The 20358-nt window shown below is 71.8% G+C and carries 16 protein-coding genes; 11 read left to right on the forward strand and 5 right to left on the reverse strand.

What is annotated here, in order from left to right:
* Nucleotides 1-2 precede the first annotated feature (2 nt).
* Nucleotides 3-1049 carry a lytic transglycosylase gene (locus AC54T1_RS06215; RefSeq protein ID WP_496911399.1) on the reverse strand — a complete coding sequence of 349 codons (1047 nt, stop codon included), beginning with the start codon at nucleotides 1047-1049 and terminating at the stop codon, nucleotides 3-5.
* A 204-nt stretch (nucleotides 1050-1253) separates the two neighbouring features.
* Between AC54T1_RS06215 and AC54T1_RS06220 the strand changes: the two genes are divergently transcribed.
* Complete coding sequence (locus AC54T1_RS06220) at nucleotides 1254-1721, forward strand: Rv2175c family DNA-binding protein (protein WP_496911400.1); 468 nt, start codon at nucleotides 1254-1256, stop codon at nucleotides 1719-1721.
* Between the two features lie 32 nt (nucleotides 1722-1753).
* On the opposite strand, the gene AC54T1_RS06225 is transcribed toward AC54T1_RS06220, so the two are convergent.
* On the reverse strand, nucleotides 1754-2863 hold the full coding sequence (locus AC54T1_RS06225; protein ID WP_496911401.1) for a polyprenyl synthetase family protein: 1110 nt from the start codon (nucleotides 2861-2863) through the stop codon (nucleotides 1754-1756).
* A 144-nt stretch (nucleotides 2864-3007) separates the two neighbouring features.
* On the opposite strand from AC54T1_RS06225, the gene AC54T1_RS06230 reads away from it, so the two are divergent.
* The 3 genes from AC54T1_RS06230 to AC54T1_RS06240 all read left to right on the forward strand — a co-directional run bounded on the left by AC54T1_RS06230 (nucleotide 3008) and on the right by AC54T1_RS06240 (nucleotide 6504).
* Nucleotides 3008-4183 carry a DUF4192 domain-containing protein gene (locus AC54T1_RS06230; RefSeq protein WP_496911402.1) on the forward strand — a complete coding sequence of 392 codons (1176 nt, stop codon included), beginning with the start codon at nucleotides 3008-3010 and terminating at the stop codon, nucleotides 4181-4183.
* Between the two features lie 74 nt (nucleotides 4184-4257).
* Nucleotides 4258-4668, forward strand: a complete 411-nt coding sequence (locus AC54T1_RS06235) for a universal stress protein (RefSeq protein WP_484344659.1) — start codon at nucleotides 4258-4260, stop codon at nucleotides 4666-4668.
* Nucleotides 4669-4989: 321 nt separating this feature from the next.
* Nucleotides 4990-6504 carry an RNA polymerase sigma factor gene (locus AC54T1_RS06240; protein WP_484344658.1) on the forward strand — a complete coding sequence of 505 codons (1515 nt, stop codon included), beginning with the start codon at nucleotides 4990-4992 and terminating at the stop codon, nucleotides 6502-6504.
* A 216-nt stretch (nucleotides 6505-6720) separates the two neighbouring features.
* Here the strand turns inward: AC54T1_RS06240 and AC54T1_RS06245 are convergent, their stop codons facing one another.
* Nucleotides 6721-6930 carry a DUF7455 domain-containing protein gene (locus AC54T1_RS06245; protein WP_484344657.1) on the reverse strand — a complete coding sequence of 70 codons (210 nt, stop codon included), beginning with the start codon at nucleotides 6928-6930 and terminating at the stop codon, nucleotides 6721-6723.
* A 127-nt stretch (nucleotides 6931-7057) separates the two neighbouring features.
* On the opposite strand from AC54T1_RS06245, the gene AC54T1_RS06250 reads away from it, so the two are divergent.
* The 7 genes from AC54T1_RS06250 to AC54T1_RS06280 all read left to right on the forward strand — a co-directional run bounded on the left by AC54T1_RS06250 (nucleotide 7058) and on the right by AC54T1_RS06280 (nucleotide 15748).
* Nucleotides 7058-9184, forward strand: a complete 2127-nt coding sequence (locus AC54T1_RS06250) for a DNA gyrase/topoisomerase IV subunit B (RefSeq protein ID WP_484344656.1) — start codon at nucleotides 7058-7060, stop codon at nucleotides 9182-9184.
* A 91-nt stretch (nucleotides 9185-9275) separates the two neighbouring features.
* Nucleotides 9276-10325, forward strand: coding sequence for a GNAT family N-acetyltransferase (locus AC54T1_RS06255; RefSeq protein WP_496911403.1), 1050 nt, complete (start codon nucleotides 9276-9278; stop codon nucleotides 10323-10325).
* Between the two features lie 49 nt (nucleotides 10326-10374).
* Entirely contained in the window at nucleotides 10375-11430 is a 1056-nt protein-coding gene (locus AC54T1_RS06260) for a prenyltransferase/squalene oxidase repeat-containing protein (RefSeq protein ID WP_484344654.1), read from the forward strand.
* Between the two features lies 1 nt (nucleotide 11431).
* Nucleotides 11432-12235: a hypothetical protein gene (locus tag AC54T1_RS06265; RefSeq protein ID WP_496911404.1), complete on the forward strand. Its 804-nt coding sequence runs from the start codon at nucleotides 11432-11434 to the stop codon at nucleotides 12233-12235.
* On the forward strand, nucleotides 12232-13281 hold the full coding sequence (locus AC54T1_RS06270; protein ID WP_496911405.1) for a hypothetical protein: 1050 nt from the start codon (nucleotides 12232-12234) through the stop codon (nucleotides 13279-13281). The genes AC54T1_RS06265 and AC54T1_RS06270 overlap by 4 nt, the downstream gene beginning before the upstream one ends.
* The gene (locus AC54T1_RS06275; protein WP_496911406.1) at nucleotides 13278-14927 is read left to right on the forward strand and encodes an ABC transporter ATP-binding protein; all 1650 of its coding nucleotides are present in this window, start codon (nucleotides 13278-13280) and stop codon (nucleotides 14925-14927) included. Before AC54T1_RS06270 ends, AC54T1_RS06275 begins: the two co-directional genes overlap by 4 nt.
* Nucleotides 14924-15748: an ECF transporter S component gene (locus tag AC54T1_RS06280; RefSeq protein WP_496911407.1), complete on the forward strand. Its 825-nt coding sequence runs from the start codon at nucleotides 14924-14926 to the stop codon at nucleotides 15746-15748. Before AC54T1_RS06275 ends, AC54T1_RS06280 begins: the two co-directional genes overlap by 4 nt.
* Before the next feature lie 55 nt (nucleotides 15749-15803).
* Here the strand turns inward: AC54T1_RS06280 and AC54T1_RS06285 are convergent, their stop codons facing one another.
* Nucleotides 15804-16781 (reverse strand): aminoglycoside phosphotransferase family protein, encoded by a 978-nt coding sequence (locus tag AC54T1_RS06285; protein WP_496911408.1) that lies wholly within the window; start codon nucleotides 16779-16781, stop codon nucleotides 15804-15806.
* On the reverse strand, nucleotides 16778-20308 hold the full coding sequence (metH, locus tag AC54T1_RS06290; RefSeq protein WP_496911409.1) for a methionine synthase: 3531 nt from the start codon (nucleotides 20306-20308) through the stop codon (nucleotides 16778-16780). Before metH ends, AC54T1_RS06285 begins: the two co-directional genes overlap by 4 nt.
* Nucleotides 20309-20358 lie beyond the last annotated feature (50 nt).

Genomic DNA, 20358 nt, shown 5'->3' on the forward strand with positions numbered 1-20358 from the left:
CCTCACTGCTGGGCGGCGAGGGTCTGCACGTTGGCGACGTAGCGACGCGTGTCGTCGAACATGCCGTTGTTCCGCACGGAGGTCTGACCCTGGTAGTACCCGGCGATCGCCGTCTCCAGGGACGGACTCGTCTCGAGGAGGCGGGCGAGGATCGCCACCCCGGCCGTGACGTTGTCCCGCGCCTCGAGGAGGTTGAGGTCCTGGCCGGTGAGCTCTGACGCCCAGTCCCCGGACGAGGGGATCACCTGCATCGCGCCGATCGCGTTGGCGGGGGACACCGCCCGCTGGTCGAACCCGGACTCCTGGAGCGCGACGGCGAGCGCGAGGGAGGGATCGACCCCGTGCGCTCGCGCCGTCTCGCGGACCATCGTGCGGATCTCGTCCTTCGTCGGCACGTCCATGGCGAGGAGGGTCGCCTTGTTCTGGTTCGCGGCCGACACCACGTCGGAGGCGTAGGTCCGCCCGGCAAACGTGTCCCCCACGAGCGCCTTCGACGGGGACGACGTCTGGACCGCTCCCGTTGTGCCGGAAGGAATGGCCAAGGTCTGGCCGATGCGGATCATCGCGTCGGCTCCGAGACCGTTGGCGGCAACGATCTGCGCGGTGGTGGTGCCGTGCCGAGCGGCCAGGGCGGAGACGGAGTCACCGGCGACGACGACGTGCTTCGTCGAGCTCGGCTGCCCTGACGTCGAACCCGTCGTCGGGGCGGAGGAGGCCGCACCCGAGGGGATCGCGAGCTGCTGCCCGGCACGGATGCGGTACTGCGAGTCGAGCGAGTTGACCGCCCGGATCGACTCTGCCGGCACCCCCGTGCGCAGCGCGATGTCACTCACCGTGTCTCCGGCGCGGACCGTGTAGGACTCGTCCGCGGCAGCGGACGACGCGCTGACCGCGATGGATGCTGCAGCGAGCGCAAGCGTGGTTGTCCCGTACCGGACCGCGTACCGGCCGAGGGTCCGGGGGAGCGAGGAGCTGGGGAGGTCCACCGGTTCCGCTGCATCGGTCGTGGCGGGGCGCGTGGTCGGGGGCTCAGTGGGCGCTGCAGGCATCGTCTCTCCTTTGCGGGGGTGCCGCTCTCCCAGCGCCCCACGGTGCGTCTAGCTCGGCCACTGCGCGGCGTCATCGGCGCGGCCTCGTACCACTTGACCGTAAAGGAGATCGGAGACCGTGGGAAGTCGACCCCCCGCGGCGACGTGCGGCACAGCGTCGATCGGGGACGCGATCGTGCTCGGGCGAGACCGTAGGCTTGGTCCGTGACTTCCTCAGAACGCGATGCCGCTGCCGTCCCCGCCGACCCGACCGATCCGACCGCGTCGATCGAGGCGCTCGTCGGGGAGTGGTTGAGCTTCCCGGCGATGGCCGAGCTGCTCGGGACGTCGGTGAGCTCTGTGCGCAGTGCTCTGCGCGACCGTCGCATCGTCGGCATGAAGAGGGGGGAGCGCCAGATCTTCTCCGTACCCGCGGCGTTCCTCGTGCCGATCCATCTGGCCAACCCGGCGAACGTCAAGCCGGTGCGCACCGCCGACGGTGAGAGCGAGCAGGTGATCATCCTCCCGTCGCTGCGCGGCACGATCCTCGTTCTCGGAGACGCCGGTCTCAGCGATCCAGAGATCATCGAGTGGCTCTTCACGCCAGAGCCCTCGGTGGGCGGTCGACCGATCGACGCCCTGCTCGAGGGGCGCAAGAGCCCGGTGCGCCGCGCAGCGCAGGGTCTCGCCTGAGGTCCTGCGCCTGACCCGCGCCCGGGTCCCGGTCAGGCGCTGCGCTCGACCGCCGACCGTGCGAGCCGGTGCAGCACGTCGCCCGCGTCCGGCTCGAGCGGGGCGGAGCCGAGCGCCTGGAGCGCTCTCGTCGAGAGGTCGGCGATGAGGTCCTCGACCTGCTCGACCGCGCCCGATGCCCGGATCACGCCCTGCAGCACCCGGATCTCGTCCTCGGACAGGTCCGGCCGGCCGAGCAGCGCCGCGATCTGGTCCCGCGTGGATGTGTCGACCGCCCGCATCGTCCGGATGATGAGGACGGTGCGCTTGCCCTCCCGCAGATCGTCGCCGGCAGGTTTTCCGGTGACGGAGGGGTCCCCGAACACGCCGAGCATGTCGTCGCGGAGCTGGAACGCCTCGCCCAGCGGCAGGCCGAACGCGGAGCATGTCGCGAGGGCGTCCTCGCTCGCCCCGGCGAGCGCGGCTCCCAGGAGGATGGGGCACTCCACGCTGTAGCGTGCCGACTTCGAACGGATGACCTCCCGGGCTCTCGCCTCGTCCGCCTCGAGGTCGGTTCCCCATGGCAGGACCTGGGCGTACATGTCGAGGTACTGCCCGACGGTGACCTCCGTCCGCATCTGCGTGAAGACACGACGGGCGCGACCGACGAGCGGTCGCGCCTCACCGTCCAGCGCGCGGACGAACTCCTCCTCGCTCGCCACGAGGCTGAGGTCCCCGAGCAGGATCGCGCTCGAGACGCCGAACTGCTCGTCGTCGCCCGTCCACCCCGACCGGCGGTGCCGGTCGGCGAACGCCCGGTGCGCGGTCGGCACGCCGCGGCGGGTATCGGACTTGTCCATGACGTCGTCGTGGAAGAGGGCCGCTGCCTGGAACAGCTCGAGAGCTGCTCCCACGCCGATGACGCTCCCGGCGGGCACCGCGGCTGCTGACCCGAGATGAGCGCGCCACGACCAGTAGCAGAACGCAGCCCGCAGGCGTTTTCCGCCGCGCAGCATGCCGCGCCACGCATCGACGAGCGGGGCCGCGTCGCTGCTGATCCCGGAGAGCACGGCGGCTTCGCGCTCGAGGACCCGGTCGAGCGCGTCTTCGACACGGGTGCGGACGTCGTCGAGGTCGACGAGGGCGGGGGAGGAGGCGGGCATGCGACGAGCCTAGGCGTCCGGGGTGCGGCCGTCCGCATCGGCGCGGCCGCAAAGACCTCACCCACAGCATCCGCTCGCGGTCGGTCGTCCCCAACCGGTGATCGCTGGGCGGATCTGGTCGGGCAGTCCCGGCAGGGTGCGGGGATGAGACACACGACCCGGGTTCGCGAACCCCAGGAGCTGCTCGCCCTCATCCCGTACCAGCTCGGCTTCCGGCCACGCGAGAGCCTCGTCGTCGTGAGCCTGCGCGAGCCACGCCAACGGGTCGGGCTCGTGGCGCGCGTCGACCTCGCCGACCTCGCCCCAGCCGCGCCTGCAGGCGGACGGCCGTCCGGAGCGATGCTGGCCCAGACCCTCGTGTCGCACGTCGTCGCCGACGGTGGGCGCAGCGCTGTCCTCGTCGTCTACTCGGACGGGTGCCCCGCGGGAACCGCGACGACGGACGGACGCCGGGACCCTGCGCTGCCGGCCGTCGACCTCGTCCGAGAGGCCGCGGCTCCGTTCATCGATCCCGTGGACGTCTGGATCGTCACGTCCGTCGGGTACTTCGCGCCCGACTGCCGCGATCACGGCTGCTGCCCCCCGGGCGGCAGGCCGTTGTCCGACCTCGAGCAGACGACCGTCGCCGCGAGGATGGTGGTCGAGGGGGCGACGGTCGCCGACGAGCGTGAGGAGCTCGCCTGCATCTCGGTCGCGGGTGACGAGGAACGCGGTCGGACGGCTGCGGCTTCTGACCGGGTGCGCGCCCGGCGCCGTGCCGCGACGTGCGCTGCGGACATCGCGCGGTGGCGACGGGAGGTCCTCCTGGCCTGGCGGACAGCGACGACGGCGGCAGCGCACGACCCGGGTGCGGTCCCGTCACCGTCGCTGCTCGGGGTGATCCTCCCGGGACTGGACGACATCACCGTCCGCGACGCCGTCCTCGTCACGCTCGTCCGCGGGACGGGGGACCTGGCCGAGCGGATGCTCGCGGATGAGCCTGACGCCACCACCGACAGCGCGGTCGGGCGCGCCATCGCCGCGATCGTGGACCCTCGGGAGGGTGTCCGTCCGGACACGGCGACGAGCACGGCAGCGCGGGTCGTGCTCGAGCACGTCGTCGGCCACGGACCGGCGACCGGGCAGGCCCCCGCACTCACCCTTCTCGCGCTCCTCGCCTGGTGGGGTGGGAGCGGTGCTCGCGCCGCGGTCCTCCTCGAGCTCGCGACGAGGGACGACAGCGCGTACCGGCTCGCGCGCCTGGTCGGTCAGGCCCTCGACTCAGGGATGGCTCCGGGATGGGTCGCGGCCAGCCGGCTCGCGGCGGCGCAGCCGGACTGACGCGCGCGCCGAGGTCGGGTAGGTTCAGAGTGCGCCCGGTCGGGCGCGCGCACCGTGAATCTCGGAGGATTGTGATGACCGTCGTCGTCGGGTACCTGGCCACTGCTGAAGGGCGAGAAGGCCTCAGCGCGGCGGTGACCGAGGCGGCACGCAGGGAGACGGACCTCGTCGTGGTCGTCAGCGAGAAGCCTCGTCCGCCGGCCGCTGAGGTCCTCGAGCAACGCGCGGCCGAGTTCGCCGAGCTCCAGTCGTCGGCTGCGGCGCACGGGGTCGCGCTGGACATCCGTGTCCTCGACGAGCGGCACGACGTCTCCGACGACCTCATCGCCGTGGCCGAGGACGTCGCCGCCGACGTCATCGTCATCGGCCTGCGTCGCCGGAGCCCGGTGGGCAAGCTCATCCTCGGCTCGAACGCCCAACGGATCCTTCTCGAGAGCCCGTGCCCGGTCCTCGCGGTCAAGCCGCAGCGTCCTGTCTCTGCCTGACGCACGCCTGCCGCAGCACCGGGAATCTTCTTCCCCACCGCGGCGTTGTGGACGTATGGCACCGGCACCGGTCGGTTGTCGGAGATCAGCGCGGTCCCCGCGATGATCCTCGCGCGACGTCACCCCGAAGGTCCCCTCGAGGCCCTTCTGACCACCCCCCAGGGTAGGTGGCTCGGCGCGAGCAAAGTACAATGATGGTTCACGGCTGCTCCGGGACACTCGCCGAGCGAGCCGGATCCGCCTACCTGAGATGCCGAAAGGTCGTTCGTGGCGCCCATTTCTGCGAATCCCGCACTTCCGCGCGAATTCGAGCACCCCGCTATGCAAGAACTCATCCGTCGCGGAGCGACGCACGGCCGCATCGACGCGGAGAGCTTCCGCGAGGCGTGCGAGTCCGCGTCGGTGGCAGACGCTCGTCGCCTCAAGGTCGTCTACCGAGCGCTCGCCGCCGCTGGCGTCGAGGTCGATCTCCCCACCGTCGCTGCGACGAAGGTCGCCGCCGCCGCCGCACCCCGTGCCACCAGCACGACGGCGCGCGCAGTGAAGCCGCGCGTGACAGCCGCCGCGAAGAAGGCAGCGGCCGAGGCCGCCGCCGGCACCACGATCGTGGACGGCGCGCCCGACACGGTGGATGTGGTCGCCGAGGGCGCCGTCGAGGCGCCTGCCGCCCCGAAGCGTGCGCCTCGCAAGGCCGCTGCCCCGAAGACCGCTGCTGCGAAGGCAGCTCCCGTCAAGCGCGGTCGCCGCAAGGCCGCTGACGACGGCGCCCACGACTCGGACGGCGTCGAGGTCGCGGACGTCGAAGAGGTCGACCCCGAGGTCGCTGGTGCCAAGAAGGCCGCCGAGGAGGGCGACGAGTCCCGCGGATACGTCTACTCCGACGCGGACGACGACGACGCACCCGCCCAGCAGGTCGTCACCGCCGGCGCGACCGCCGACCCCGTCAAGGACTACCTCAAGCAGATCGGCAAGGTCGCGCTCCTCAACGCCGAGCAGGAGGTCGAGCTCGCGAAGCGGATCGAGGCCGGCCTGTTCGCCGAGGAGCGCCTGGCGTCGGGCACGAAGTTCGAGGCGAAGGCCCGCCGCGAGCTCGAGTGGATCGCGGGCGACGGTCGCCGCGCCAAGAACCACCTGCTCGAAGCGAACCTGCGTCTCGTCGTGTCCCTGGCCAAGCGGTACACGGGACGCGGCATGCTCTTCCTCGACCTCATCCAGGAGGGGAACCTCGGCCTCATCCGTGCGGTCGAGAAGTTCGACTACACCAAGGGCTACAAGTTCTCGACCTACGCGACGTGGTGGATCCGTCAGGCCATCACGCGTGCGATGGCCGACCAGGCCCGCACCATCCGTATCCCGGTGCACATGGTGGAGGTCATCAACAAGCTCGCCCGTGTGCAGCGGCAGATGCTCCAGGACCTCGGACGCGAACCCACGCCCGAGGAGCTCGCCAAGGAGCTCGACATGACGCCCGAGAAGGTCGTCGAGGTGCAGAAGTACGGCCGCGAGCCGATCTCCCTGCACACCCCGCTCGGCGAGGACGGCGACAGCGAGTTCGGTGACCTCATCGAGGACTCCGAGGCCGTGGTCCCCGCGGACGCGGTGAGCTTCACCCTGCTGCAGGAGCAGCTGCACCAGGTGCTCGACACGTTGTCAGAGCGTGAGGCTGGCGTGGTCTCGATGCGCTTCGGGCTGACCGACGGCCAGCCGAAGACGCTCGACGAGATCGGCAAGGTCTACGGGGTGACCCGTGAGCGCATCCGGCAGATCGAGAGCAAGACGATGTCGAAGCTGCGTCACCCGAGCCGGTCCCAGGTGCTGCGCGACTACCTCGACTGACGGCCGACACCTGCAGCGCACGGTGTGCGCTGCAGGCTTCGGCGCTCGCGGACCAGGTGGACCTCGCGGACCAGGTGGACCACGCGGACCAGGTGGACATCGTCGAGCGACGACGACGAAGGAGCCCGGCCCCCTGCAGGGGGCCGGGCTCCTTCGTCGTGTCGGGTGTCGTCCGGTGAGGACGAGGTGTCGTCGGTGGGACGAGTCGGAGCTGCGTCAGCTCCGCGCGCCGTGCTCCTCGAGGAGCCGGTCGGTCTCGTCCTGGATGTGTGTCGCGATTCCCGTGAAAGCGTCTGAGTGCGCGCGCGCGTGGTGCGCACAGAACAGGAGCTCGCCGGACGGGAGCAGCACACGAACGTAGGCCTGAGCACCGCAGCGGTCGCAGCGGTCGGCCACGGTCAGGGTTTCAGTCGTTGTCGTAGTCACCTGACAATCAAACCACCCTCCGGCCTGTTTCCGGCCATGAGAAGCGGGTGGTTCGCTCCCCGCGTAGTCCGGGGACCTGTGCGCGCTCCCACCGCCGTGTGGGTGGCACCCGTTAGGCTCGACCATCGTGACGACAGCATCCGCAGAATCGAGCTACACCGCACGGCACCTCTCTGTCCTCGAGGGGCTGGAAGCCGTCCGCAAGCGCCCCGGCATGTACATCGGGTCCACGGACTCGCGCGGTCTCATGCACTGTCTGTGGGAGATCATCGACAACTCGGTCGACGAGGCGCTCGGGGGCCACGGTTCTCGCATCGGGATCACGCTCCACGCCGACTCGTCCGTGTCGGTGAGCGACGACGGGCGAGGGATCCCCGTCGACGTCGAGCCCAAGACCGGTCTCAGCGGCGTCGAGGTCGTGTACACCAAGCTCCACGCCGGCGGGAAGTTCGGTGGCGGCTCCTACACGGCCTCGGGTGGTCTCCACGGGGTGGGCGCCTCCGTCGTCAACGCCCTGTCGTCCCGGCTCGACGTCGAGGTCGACCGGGGCGGCAAGGTGCACCGCATGACCTTCCGACGCGGTGAGCCCGGCCGCTTCGACGACTCCGCGGGCCTCGGCCCGGACTCGCCGTTCACGCCGTTCGTCGAGACGTCAGAGCTGGAGATCGTCGGCAAGGTCAAGCGGGGGCAGACCGGTACACGCGTGCGGTACTGGGCGGACCGCCAGGTCTTTCCCACCACCGCCGTCTTCTCCTACGACGAGCTCGTCACACGGGTCCGGCAGACGACCTTCCTCGTACCCGGGCTCCAGGTCACCATCCGGGACGAGCGTGGGCTGCCCGGCACGCCGGGCGAGAACGGGCCGCACGAGGAGACGTTCGTGCACCACGGCGGGACCGTCGACTTCGTCGAGTTCCTCGCTCCCGACGCCCCGGTGACGGCGACGTGGCACCTCACCGGCACCGGAACGTTCAAGGAGACCGTGCCGGTCTTCGACGAGCGGGGCCACCTCACCCCGCAGGAGGTCGTGCGGGACTGCGAGGTGGACCTCGCCATGCGGTGGGGCACCGGGTACGAGACCGAGGTCCGCACGTTCGTCAACATCATCGCCACGCCCAAGGGTGGCGCGCACCTCGCGGGCTTCGAGGCGGGCCTGCTCAAGGTCATGCGCAAGGCGGTCGAGGCGAACGCACGCAAGCTCAAGGTGTCCCTCAAGGACTCGAGCGAGCGGATCGAGAAGGACGACGTCCTCGCCGGTCTCACGGCGGTCCTCACGGTGCGGCTCGCGGAGCCCCAGTTCGAGGGGCAGACGAAGGAGGTCCTGGGGACCGCTCCGGTCCGCGCCATCGTGTCCCGCGTCGTCGAGCAGGAGATCAACGCGCTGTTCTCCTCCCCGAAGCGCGACGACAAGACGCAGGCTGCACTCCTGCTCGACAAGATCGTCGCGGAGATGCGCGCGCGCCTGTCCGCGCGCAAGCAGAAGGAGATCTCGCGTCGCAAGAACGCGCTCGAGACCTCGTCCCTGCCGACCAAGCTCGCCGACTGCCGCAGCGACGACGTGGACCGCAGCGAGCTGTTCATCGTCGAGGGCGACAGTGCTCTGGGGACCGCGAAGCTCGCGCGGAGCTCGGACTTCCAGGCGCTCCTGCCCATCCGCGGGAAGATCCTCAACGTGCAGAAGGCGTCCGTGAGCGACATGCTTCGCAACGCCGAGTGCGCAGCGATCATCCAGGTGCTCGGTGCAGGCTCGGGGAGGTCCTTCGACCTGGAGGCCGCCCGCTACGGCAAGATCGTCCTCATGACCGACGCCGACGTCGACGGCGCCCACATCCGCACCCTGCTCCTCACGCTGTTCTTCCGGTACATGCGGCCGCTCGTCGATGCCGGCCGGGTGTACGCGGCCGTCCCGCCGCTGCACCGGATCGAGGTGATCGGTGCGGGCTCGCGCAAGAACGAGTACATCTACACGTACTCCGAGGCGGAGCTCGCTGCCACGCTGAAGAAGCTCGACAAGGCCAACAAGCGGTACAAGGAGGACATCCAGCGGTACAAGGGCCTCGGGGAGATGGACGCGGACCAGCTGGCCGAGACCACCATGGACCCGCGTCACCGGACGCTGCGACGGGTGACGGCCGACCATGCGGAGGCTGCCGAGCGTGTCTTCGAGCTCCTCATGGGCTCGGATGTCGCTCCTCGCAAGGACTTCATCATCGCTGGTGCGAACGCCCTCGACCGGGCGCGAATCGACGCGTGACGCGCGCGGTCGCCTGGCCGACTCTCGCTGTCGCGCTCCTCGGGCGCCGCAGAGCGTTCCCCTGCAGCCATGCCGCCCCTAGTCTTGGTCTATGGAGCAGACCCCGGACGGCAGCGGTGGAGGAATCGCCGAGCCTGCCTCCGGGGCCACCGCGCCCGTGAGCGCCGACCTGGGGCTGCTGTGGCGGGCCATGACGCCGCAGGACGTGCCTGACCTGTTCGGGCTCGTCTCCGCGATCGAGGAAGCCGACGCGCCGCCCTACCGCACCGCGCTCGACGAGATCGCGGACCTGTTCGCGGGCAGCTGGAAGGACCCGGCGCAGGACACCCTCGTCGGGATCGACGAGCGCGGCGTCTTCCGGGCGTACGGCAGCGTCGAATGCCCGCCCGGTGACGAGAGCGTGCGTCGGGCATTCCTCATGGGGGGCGTGCACCCCGACGTCCGTGGGGCCGGCGTGGGCCGGGAGGTCCTCGCCTGGATGACCGCGCGCGCGCACGCGAAGCTCGCGGAGCTGGGGAGCGGGACGCCGGGGCGGATCGCCGCGTTCCTCGACGACTCCGCGCCCGACCAGTGGCGACTGTTCGAGGCAGCCGGCTATCGCGCGCAGCGGTTCTACTCGAACCTGCGCCGAGACCTCGCGACGCCGTTGCGCGACGTGCCCGTCGCACCAGGACTCCGCATCGCCGCCTGGGAGGACTCGCTCGACGAGGGTGCGCGTCTGGCGCACAACGACGCGTTCCGCGACCACTGGGGGAGCGAGCCTGCGACCGCGGAGTCCTGGACGCAGGGCAGGAGCATGTTCGCCCCGGCGTGGAGCTTCGTCATGCTCGACGAGACGGTGCCCGACGACCGCAAGCCGTTCGTGGCGGGCTACCTCATGTCCGGGCGGTACGAGCAGGACTGGCCCGTCATGGGGCACTCGAGCGGGTACATCGAGGCGTTGGGCGTACGCCGGGCGTACCGCGGCCGCAAGATCGCCGTGGCGCTCCTCACTCACGCGATGCGGACATACGCCGCTGAGGGGGTCGAGTTCGCGGAGCTCGACGTCGACGCAGACAGCCCGTCCGGTGCCTACGGGCTCTATGCCGGTCTCGGGTTCGAGCGGACGAGCGGTTCACGCATGTACTCCATCGAGCTCTGAGCATGAGACGCCGCCCTCGGGTCGGGGCCCGGAACCTAGACTCTGGGACGTGATCACCCTTCGTCGCCCGCGTCTCGTCTCCGTCTCTCTCGCCGGCCTCGTCGGGGTCAGCATGTGCCTGGCGGGGTGCTCCGAGCGGGCGGCTGACGCGCAGGGTTCCGGTGGCAGCACGACGAGTCCTGCGCCGGGTGGAGGGCAGCCCGCCGCCGCATCGGCGTCCGCGGAGTGGCTGACGTCTGCCGCGGCGGAGGCTGACGCGTTCGACCTCGAGCTCGAGGGCACGGTGTTCACCGACCACGGGCTCCGCGCTGACGCCGTCCTCGCACTGCTCGCCGCGGGCGAGCCGGGAGCAGCGGGGAGCGTGGCGGAGACGCTCACCGACCCTGCCTCGGCTGCCGCGTACGTGGGCGACGGACATACGGCCCTCTATGCCGGGTCAGCGGCAAAGCTCGTCGCCGTCCTCGACGCGGTGGGCCAGGACCCGCGTGCGCTCGACGGCCGGGACCTCGTTGCGGAGCTCGCGGCGCGCGAGTCGCCCTCGGGGCGGTTCACCGATCTCGGTGACGCTGACTACTCGCAGACGGTGTCCCAGTCGTGGGCGGTGCTCGCCCTGGCCACGGTCGGCGAGGCCTCCCCGGCGGCCGTGCAGTACCTGACGGCGCAGCAGTGCGACGACGGCGCGTTCCCCGCGCAGCTCGCCGACGAGCCGACCGCCGCGTGCGAGCCGGACGTCGACGCGACGGCCTTCGCCGTGTCCGCGCTCACGGCCGCGGGTGGGAACGACGCGGCGGTCGACGGCGCCGTGTCCTGGCTCCAGGAGCACAGTGACGGCGGAGCATCATGGGCTGCTGCGGGAGGCGCCGAGCCGAGTGTCAACACGACGGCGGTCGCCGTCTCCGCCCTGGCGGACGCGGCACAGGATGCCGCCCCCGCGCGCGACTGGCTCGCCGGTCAGGCGATCGACGAGGGACCCGACGCCGGAGCCTTCGCGCTCGTCCAGGGCGACGGAGGGACGGCGCCCGAGGGTGACCTGCGCGCGACCGCGCAGGCGACCCTCGCGTTGTCCGGGTCAGGGCTGGCCCAGGTTCTCGGCGCCCGGGAGTGACATGAGGCGCGGTCCGCGCATGCTCGCGGCGATCGGGATCTCGGTGCTCAGCGTGCCGGTCGTGGCCGGCGCGCCGGCCAGCGCCCGCCCGGTCGCCTCGCCGACGCCCCTGTGGTCGGCCGAGGCCGGAGGCACGCCGTGCGATGGCATCGCGGTGGTAGCCGACTTCACCACGCTCGGTGGCGCCCGGGTGCCGGAGACGTCGAGCGAGCAGGTGCAGGGGGTCCTCGCGTGCGTCGACGTCGACGTCGACACCACGGCCTCCGACGTCCTGGCGCGCGCCGGGCTCGAGGTGGCCGGCACAGCCCAGTGGGGTGACGCGTTCGTCTGCCGCGTCGCCGGCCGTCCGGCGAGCGACGAGGACGTCCTGCTCCCGGAGGGGGGCGTCGTGAGGGAGGCGTGCGCTCGTACACCCTCGCAGGCCGCCTACTGGTCCGTGTGGACCGCGTCGTCGGGCGCGACGCAGGGCTGGGCGTACGCGGCGGTCGGCGTGACCGAGGTCGTCCTGTCGCCCGGTGACGCACTGGCCCTCGCATTCACCGTCGGCCAGGCGCAGGCGGTGCCGCCGGGGGTCTCCGTCGAGGCAGCCACGGCGCGCATCCTGCCGACCGGCTGGTCGGAGCTCGCGGTCGAGGACGACGACCCGGCGGACGGAGCGGCCGAGCCGCGCCACGAGGACGACGCTTTCCCCGCGGCCGGCAACGCTGTCACCGAGGGCGGTGGGCCGGGTGCCGTCCCGCTCGTCGCTGTCGCACTGCTCGTGGCGCTGGCCGCCGTCGCCGTCGTCCGTGCGGCCCGACGATGACCGTGCACCCCGGGGCGTGGTGGCTGTGGGCCGCCGCGCTCGCCGTGGCAGCGTCGTCGACGACCAACGTCCTCGTGCTCCTGCTGCTCATCGCCGTGACCTGCGTCGTCGTCGTGTCGTGGCCGCGATCAGCCACGGGCGCCGGGTTCGGGCTCTACCTCGTCGTCGCCGCGGTCGTCGTCGTGCTGCGCATCGCGTTCCGGGTCGTGTTCCCGGCCGCGGGAGGGGGCGACGCCGTCCTCGTCCTGCCGACGGTGTCGCTCGGTCAGCTCGACCTCTTCGGCACCGTGACCGCCGGAGCGCTGCTCAGCGGTCTCACGGGCGGGGCGCAGCTCGCGGTGATGATCCTCGCCGTCGGTGCGGCCCACACGCTCGCCGACCCCCGTGACCTGCTCAAGCACGCCCCGCCCGCGCTCGCGGGCGTGTCCACGGCTCTGGTCATCGCCGTCTCGGTGTTCCCGGCCCTCACCCGCAGCGTCCAGGACGTCCGTCGTGCCGCGCGGCTGCGCGGTGGCCGCTCCGGGATCCGGGGCCTCGTCGTGCCCGTCCTCGAGGGTGCGATGGACCGCGCGCTCGCCCTCGGTGCCGCGATGGAGGTCCGCGGGCTGGGTGCGTCCGGCACCGGCACCGGTACCGCCGCCGACGGTGGTGCCGGGGCCGCCGCACGTCGCACGGAGCGCCTCCAGACGACGCTCGTGCTCACGTCGGTCCTTGCCGTGGCGCTCGCCGCCTACGCCCTGCTCGACGTCGCGTGGCCCCGGTGGTCCCCGCTCGCGCTCGGCACCCTCGCGGTGCTCGCCGCGACCGGTGCGGCCCTCGTCGACCGGACCCGCCGGCGGACGGTCTACCGTCCGCACACGTGGGGGTGGCGGTCGACCGCGACCGGTGCGAGCGGTGCATCGAGCCTGGGAGCGCTGCTCGTCGCCGTCCCGCTCGCGGTGCGGCACCCGGCGCCGGGGACGCTGCCCGACCTCACCGCCGTCGGCCTCGTCGCTGCGCTCCTCGCGTGCCTGCCGGTCGCACTCGCACCACGGGGGCACACATGAGCGCGCCCGGGCCGCGCGGACCCGTCGAGCCGCCCGTGATCGCCCTGTCCGGCGTGACGTTCGCCCACGAGGGCGCTGCACCGGTCCTGCGTGACGTCGACCTGGCGATCGGTGCGGGTCAGCTCGCGCTCGTCGTCGGGCTCACGGGCTCAGGGAAGTCGACGCTGCTGCAGACGATCAACGGCCTCGTCCCGCGGTTCACCGGTGGCCGGATGACGGGTGAGGTCCGGGTCGCCGGGATCTCCACACGAGACGTGCCGCCCCGGGAGCTGGCCAGCGTCGTGGGCTACGTGGGACAGAACCCGGCACTCGGGTTCGTCACCGCACACGTCGAGTCCGAGCTCGCGTTCGGCATGGAGCAGCAGGGCGTCGACCCCGCGGTGATGCGGCGCCGGGTGGAGGAGACGCTCGACCTCGTGGGAATCACCGCGCTGCGAGAGCGTCCGCTCGACTCGCTGTCCGTCGGGCAGCAGCAACGGGTGGCGATCGGCGCCGTCCTCACGAGCGGACCGCGGGTCCTCGTGCTCGACGAGCCGACGTCGGCCCTCGACCCCGTGGGCGCCGAGGAGGTGCTCGCGACGATCGCCCGGCTCGTCCACGACCTCGGCCTCACGGTCGTCCTCGCCGAGCACCGGCTCGAACGGGTCGTGCAGCTCGCAGACACCGTCGTGCAGCTCGTGGGGGACGGTTCTGTCCGGTGCGGACCGCCCGAGGTCCTCCTGCCCGGCACCGCCGTGGCCCCACCCGTGGTGCGCCTCGCTGCGGCCGCCGGCTGGCACCCCGTCCCGCTGTCGGTCCGCGACGCCCGACGCCGCGTGCCCGAGCTCGGCCCGCTGGTGCCGGTGCGGCCCGAGCCGTCACCCTTGTCCGGCCCCGTGGCGCTGCGCGCCCGTGGCATCTGCGTGCGTTACGGGTCCCACGAGGCAGTGCGTTCGGTCGACCTCGAGCTCCACGGCGGGCAGGTCGTCGCACTCATGGGACGCAACGGCTCCGGCAAGTCCTCGCTCCTGTGGTCCCTGCAGGGCACGGGCCGGCGCGATGCGGGCCGCGTCGACGTCGGGGGGATCGATCCGCGGGCCGTCGACGCCCGGCGTGCCCGGCGGGCTGTCGGGCTCGTGCCGCAGGACGTCGCCGACCTCCTCTACCTCGAGACCGTCGCGCAGGAGTGCGCGGCGTCGGACAAGGACGCCGGCGTCCCCCCCGGCACGACCGCCGCGCTCGCCGCCCGGCTCGCCCCGGACCTCGAGCCGGGCACGCATCCCCGCGACCTGTCCGAGGGGGAGCGCCTGTGCCTCGTCCTCGCCATCACGCTCGCCGCGCCACCCCCGGTGCTCCTCCTCGACGAACCCACCCGGGGACTCGACCCCGTCGCGAAGGACGGACTCGTCGCCGCCCTGCGTGCCCTCGCGCGCGACGGCCACGCCGTGGTCGTCGCGACCCACGACGTCGAGCTCGCGGCCGCCGTCGCCGACCGCGTCGTGCTCATGGCACAGGGAGAGGTGGTCGCCGACGGATCCGCACGGGCCATGCTCACCGGCTCCCCGGCCTTCGCGCCCCAGATCGCGAAGATCCTCGCGCCCGGCCCGTGGATGCTGCTGAGCGATCTCGGCCTCGAAGCGCCACCGGGCGCAGCGAGCGCGCCATGACCGCCGTCGGGGCGCTCAGGGGTGCTGCTCAGGCCGATCGGGCTGGTCGGTCGCCCCGGGCTGCTGCGCTCGTGCTCGCGGCCACGAGCCTCGTCGGGATCGCCGTCTTCTGCTGGCCGCTCGTGGGCAGTGTGCTCCCCGCCGACGGAGCACCGAGCACACCGTGGGTCATGCTTGTCCTGCTCCCCGTCCTCCTTCTCGCCGTGCTGCTCCACCTCGGCCAGGACGGGTTCGACCCACGGACCCTCGCGATGCTCGGCGTGCTGGCCGCCGTCAACGCGGCGCTCCGTCTCGTCGGGGCCGGAACGGGGGGGATCGAGCTCGTCTTCTTCCTCCTCGTCCTCGCCGGTTACTCCTTCGGCCCCGTGTTCGGCTTCCTCCTCGGGACGCTCTCGCTCTTCGCGTCAGCGCTCCTCACGGCCGGCATCGGGCCGTGGCTGCCCTTCCAGATGCTCGCCTGCGGGTGGGTCGGGCTCAGCGCAGGCCTCCTCGGCCAGGCGCTCGCCGGACGCGTCGCGCCCCGCGGCCGCGCGGAGCTCACTGCGCTCGCGGTCTACGCCGCTGTCGCGGCGTACGTCTTCGGCGCCCTGATGAACCTGTGGTTCTGGCCGTTCGCGCTCGGCGGCGACACCGCGATCTCCTACGTGCCCGGGGGAGGGCTCGTCGAGAACCTGCGGCGCTTCGCAGTCTTCACCGCGACGACGTCGACGTTCACGTGGGACACCGTGCGCGCCGTGACGAACGTCGTCGCCGTCATGCTGCTCGGCCGGCCCGTGCTCGGCACGTTCGCGCGGGCACGGCGACGGGCGTCGTTCGGCTGAGATGCGCCCGCTCGTCCAACGTGCGGGCAGCGCGGAGGCCGGCGGTGTACCTGTCTCAAGAAGCAGCAGTGAGGTTCCAGCCGCGTCGGCGCGTGAGCCACCCCAACGTCGCGTCGCGGTACCAGCGCTGGTGGCGGCGCAACCAGGGTGAGGTCGGGACGTGGTCCTGCTCGGCGACCCCTGCGTAGTACCCGAGATGCAGCGCGAGTACGCCATCGATATGGTCGCCCGGCACCTGGGACGTCGCGTCGTGGGCGGCGAGCAGCGCGTCCGCGTCGAGGCCGTCCCCGGCGACCGCGATCATGGCGACCACCGGCATGAACCATGCGGGCGCCGCGATCGGGAGGCTCCAGTCGACGAGCCGCACCCGACCGTCCGCCTCGAGGAGCAGGTTGTCGTCGCGGACGTCGTCGTGGCAGAGCGTCGTGGGGGGTGCCTCGCGGAGCACGCGCAGCGCCAGCTCCCTGGCTGTGGCGCACCGCTCGGGTCCGAGGACAGGGATGAGGGCGTCGAACCCGTCCACGCAGGGTGCGAGCGCGGTGGCCCACGACGGAGCTCGGGCGCCGTGAGGAACCGGGGTGAGCGCGCGCGCTGCATCCGCGAGCGCTCCGAGCACAGCGGCTGCCTCGGCGCACTGCCACGGGCGCGCAGGGTGACGGCCCTCGACGTCCTCGTACGCGGCGAGGAACCAGCCGTCGACGTCGACGTTCCAGAGGCCCGGGACGAGCGCGTCGTGCGGGGGCAGGGCAGCGACCTGCCGTGCCTCATGACGGTAGGTCGCGACGAGCCAGGCCTCGGCCGCAGGGCCAGCGCCCTTGAGGAAGAGACGTCGGCCGTCCTCCAGGAGGAGCCGGCTCGCGAATCCGGGCGTGAAACCGGCCTCCTGGGTCGTCGCGGCAACGACGCGGGCCCCGGACCGGGTCTCGACCGCCTCGTGGACCGTGGCGGGCAGATCGGCCCACCGGGGGCGCTGCGCGGTCCGATATCCCGGGGTGCCCGCGGTGCTCCCGACGCCGCCCGTGCTGCCGGTCATACCGAGAAGTACTTCGCCTCAGGGTGGTGGAACACGATCGCGTCCGTCGACTGCTCGGGGTGCAGCTGGAGCTCCTCGGACAGCTCCACGCCGACCCGCTCCGCGCGCAGGAGGTCCATGACCTTGCGGCGGTCCTCCATGTCCGGGCACGCCGGGTACCCGAGGGAGTAGCGCGCACCCCGGTAGGCGACCTTGAACATGCCGTCGAGGTCTGCGGGATCCTCGGCTGCGAAGCCGAGCTCCTCCCGGATGCGGGAGTGCCAGAACTCCGCGAGGGACTCGGTGAGCTGGACGGACAACCCGTGCAGCTCCATGTACTCGCGGTACTTGTTCTCCGCGAAGAGCTTGGCGGTGTGCGCGTCGACGCTCGCGCCGACGGTGACGAGCTGGAACGCGACGACGTCGATCTCGCCGGACTCCTTGGGCTTGACGAAGTCGGCGAGGCACAGGTGCTTGTCCCGGCGCTGGCGCGGGAACGTGAAGCGCACGCGCTCCGTGCCGGGCTCCCCGCCGGAGCCGCCGTCGGGCCCGTCGTGGTGGAGCACGATCATGTCGTTGCCCTCGGACACCGCGGGGAAGTACCCGTAGACGACCGACGGGTCGAACATGTCCTCCGTCTTGATGCGGTCGAGCCACTCGCGCAGCCGCGGGCGGCCCTCCGTCTCGACGAGCTCCTCGTAGCTCCGGGCGTCGTCGCCGCGCGACGGCTTGAGGCCCCACTGGCCCATGAAGGTGGCGCGCTCGTCGAGGAACGCGGCGTAGTCGGCGAGCTGGATGCCCTTGACGATGCGCGTGCCCCAGAACGGGGGAGTGGGCACCGGGTTGTCGGTAGCGACCGCGGACCGCACCGGCAGGTCCTCCTCCGCCGTCTGGGTCACGGTCACCGTCGCATGGCGACGCTTCTTCAACGGCGGCAGACCGACGGAACCTGGGTCCTCGCCGCGCGCGATCCGTACGAGCGGCTCCATGAGCCGCAGACCCTCGAACGCGTCCCGGGCGTAACGGACCTCCCCGTCGTAGACCTCCGCGAGGTCGTCCTCGACGTACGTGCGGGTGAGGGCCGCGCCCCCGAGCAGCACGGGCCACCGGCCGGCGAGCCCCCGGGAGTTGAGCTCCTCGAGGTTCTCCTTCATGACGACGGTGGACTTCACGAGCAGCCCGCTCATGCCGATGACGTCCGCGTCGTGCTCCTCTGCGGCCTCGATCATCGCGGCGATCGGCTGCTTGATGCCGATGTTGACGACCGTGTAGCCGTTGTTCGTGAGGATGATGTCGACGAGGTTCTTGCCGATGTCGTGGACGTCACCCCGCACGGTCGCCAGGACGATCGTGCCTTTGCCGGCCTCGTCGGACTTCTCCACGTGCGGCTCGAGGTGCGCCACGGCGGTCTTCATCGCCTCGGCCGACTGGAGCACGAAGGGCAGCTGCATCTCGCCCTTGCCGAACAGCTCCCCGACGACCTTCATGCCCGCGAGCAGGTGGTCGTTGACGATGTCGAGGGCCTTCATGCCCTCGGAGAGCGCCTGGTCGAGGTCGGCGTCGAGACCTTTGAGCTCGCCGTCGACGATGCGGCGCTCGAGGCGCTCACCGAGGGGCAGGGCAGCGAGCTCTGCGGCGCGGACGTCCTTGAGCGCGGCGCTGTCGACGCCGGCGAAGAGGTCGAGCAGGTGCGCGAGGGGGTCGTGCGTCATGTTTCCCTCGGTGTCGAACTCGCGGCGGTCCCAGACGAGGTCGAGGGCGGCCTGGCGCTGCTCGTCGGAGATCTTCGACAGCGGGAGGATCTTCGCGGCGTGCACGATCGCGGAGTCGAGCCCGGCCTGCACGGCCTCGTGGAGGAAGACGGAGTTGAGCACGACGCGTGCCGCCGGGTTGAGCCCGAAGGACACGTTGGACACGCCGAGGGTGGTGTGCACCCCGGGGTACTTCGCCTTGAGCTCACGGATCGCGGTGATCGTCTCGATGGCGTCCCGCCGCGTCTCCTCCTGACCCGTCGCGATGGGGAACGTGAGGGTGTCGACGATGATGTCCTCCACCGCCATGCCCCATCGGCCGACGAGGTCGTCGATGAGCCGGGACGCGATCGCGACCTTGCCCTCCGCGGTCCGGGCCTGCCCGTCCTCGTCGATCGTCAGGGCGATGACGGCGGCGCCGTGCTCCTTGACGAGGGGCATGATCCGTCCGTAGCGGGACGTCGGGCCGTCCCCGTCCTCGAAGTTCACGGAGTTGACGACGGCGCGACCACCGATGAGCTCGAGGCCGGCCTGGATGACGGCCGGCTCGGTCGAGTCGATGACGAGCGGGAGCGTCGAGGCGCTCGCGAGGCGCGAGACGAGCGAGCGGATGTCCGCCGCGCCGTCGCGACCGACGTAGTCGACGCAGACGTCGAGCAGGTGGGCGCCGTCGCGCGTCTGGGCGCGGGCGATCTGCACGCACTCCTCCCAGTTCTCCGCGAGCATCGCCTCCCGGAACGCCTTGGACCCGTTGGCGTTCGTGCGCTCGCCGATGGCGAGGAAGGACGCGTCCTGCTCGAAGTCGACGTGGGTGTAAAGGCTCGCCACGCCGTGCTCGGGCTGCGCGGAGCGCTGCACGACGGCGGTCCCGCCGACGCGCTCGACGACCTGCCGCAGGTGCTCCGGCGTCGTGCCGCAGCACCCGCCGACAAGACCGAGGCCGAACTCCTTGACGAACTGCTCGTGCGCCGCGCCGAGCTCGACCGGAGTGAGCGGGTAGTGCGCGCCGTTCTTGCCCAGGACCGGCAGCCCGGCGTTGGGCATGCACGTCACCGGGACCGTGGAGTGCTTGGCGAGGTGGCGCAGGTGCTCGCTCATCTCGGCAGGCCCGGTCGCGCAGTTGAGGCCGATGGAGTCGATCCCCAGCGCAGCGAGGGTCGTCAGCGCCGCCCCGATCTCCGAACCCATGAGCATCGTGCCCGTGGCCTCCACCGTGACCTGCACGAGGATCGGCAGGTCGGTGCCGCTGGCGGCCATCGCCTGCTTCGAGCCGTTGATCGCGGCTTTCGCCTGGAGGAGGTCCTGGCTCGTCTCGATGAGGATCGCGTCCGCGCCACCGCTGATGAGCCCGGCGGCCTGCTCGGCGAACGTCTCCTTGAGGTGCGCGTACGTCGTGTGCCCGAGGCTGGGGAGCTTCGTGCCCGGCCCCATGGAGCCGAGCACCCACCGGGGCTTGTCGGGCGTCGCGTGCTTGTCGGCGCTGCGGCGTGCGATCCGCGCTCCGGCCTCCGCGAGCTCGAAGATCCGGTCGTCGATGCCGTATTCGCCGAGGTTGGACCAGTTCGCGCCGAAGGTGTTCGTCTCGACGCAGTCGACCCCCACCGCGAAGTACTCGTCGTGGACGGCCTCGACGACGTCGGGACGCGTGATGTTGAGGATCTCGTTGCAGCCCTCAAGCCCCTGGAAGTCGTCGAGCGTGAGGTCGTGCGCCTGGAGCATCGTGCCCATCGCCCCGTCGGCGACGACCACCCGGGTGGCGATGGCGGACTTCAGGGCGGCGGCGCGGGGGGTGAGCATGAGGCGATTCTAGGTTCCGGGGTCTGGACCCCGGGCTGGTGCCCGCCTGC

This window comes from Sanguibacter sp. Z41_6 (assembly GCF_059621145.1).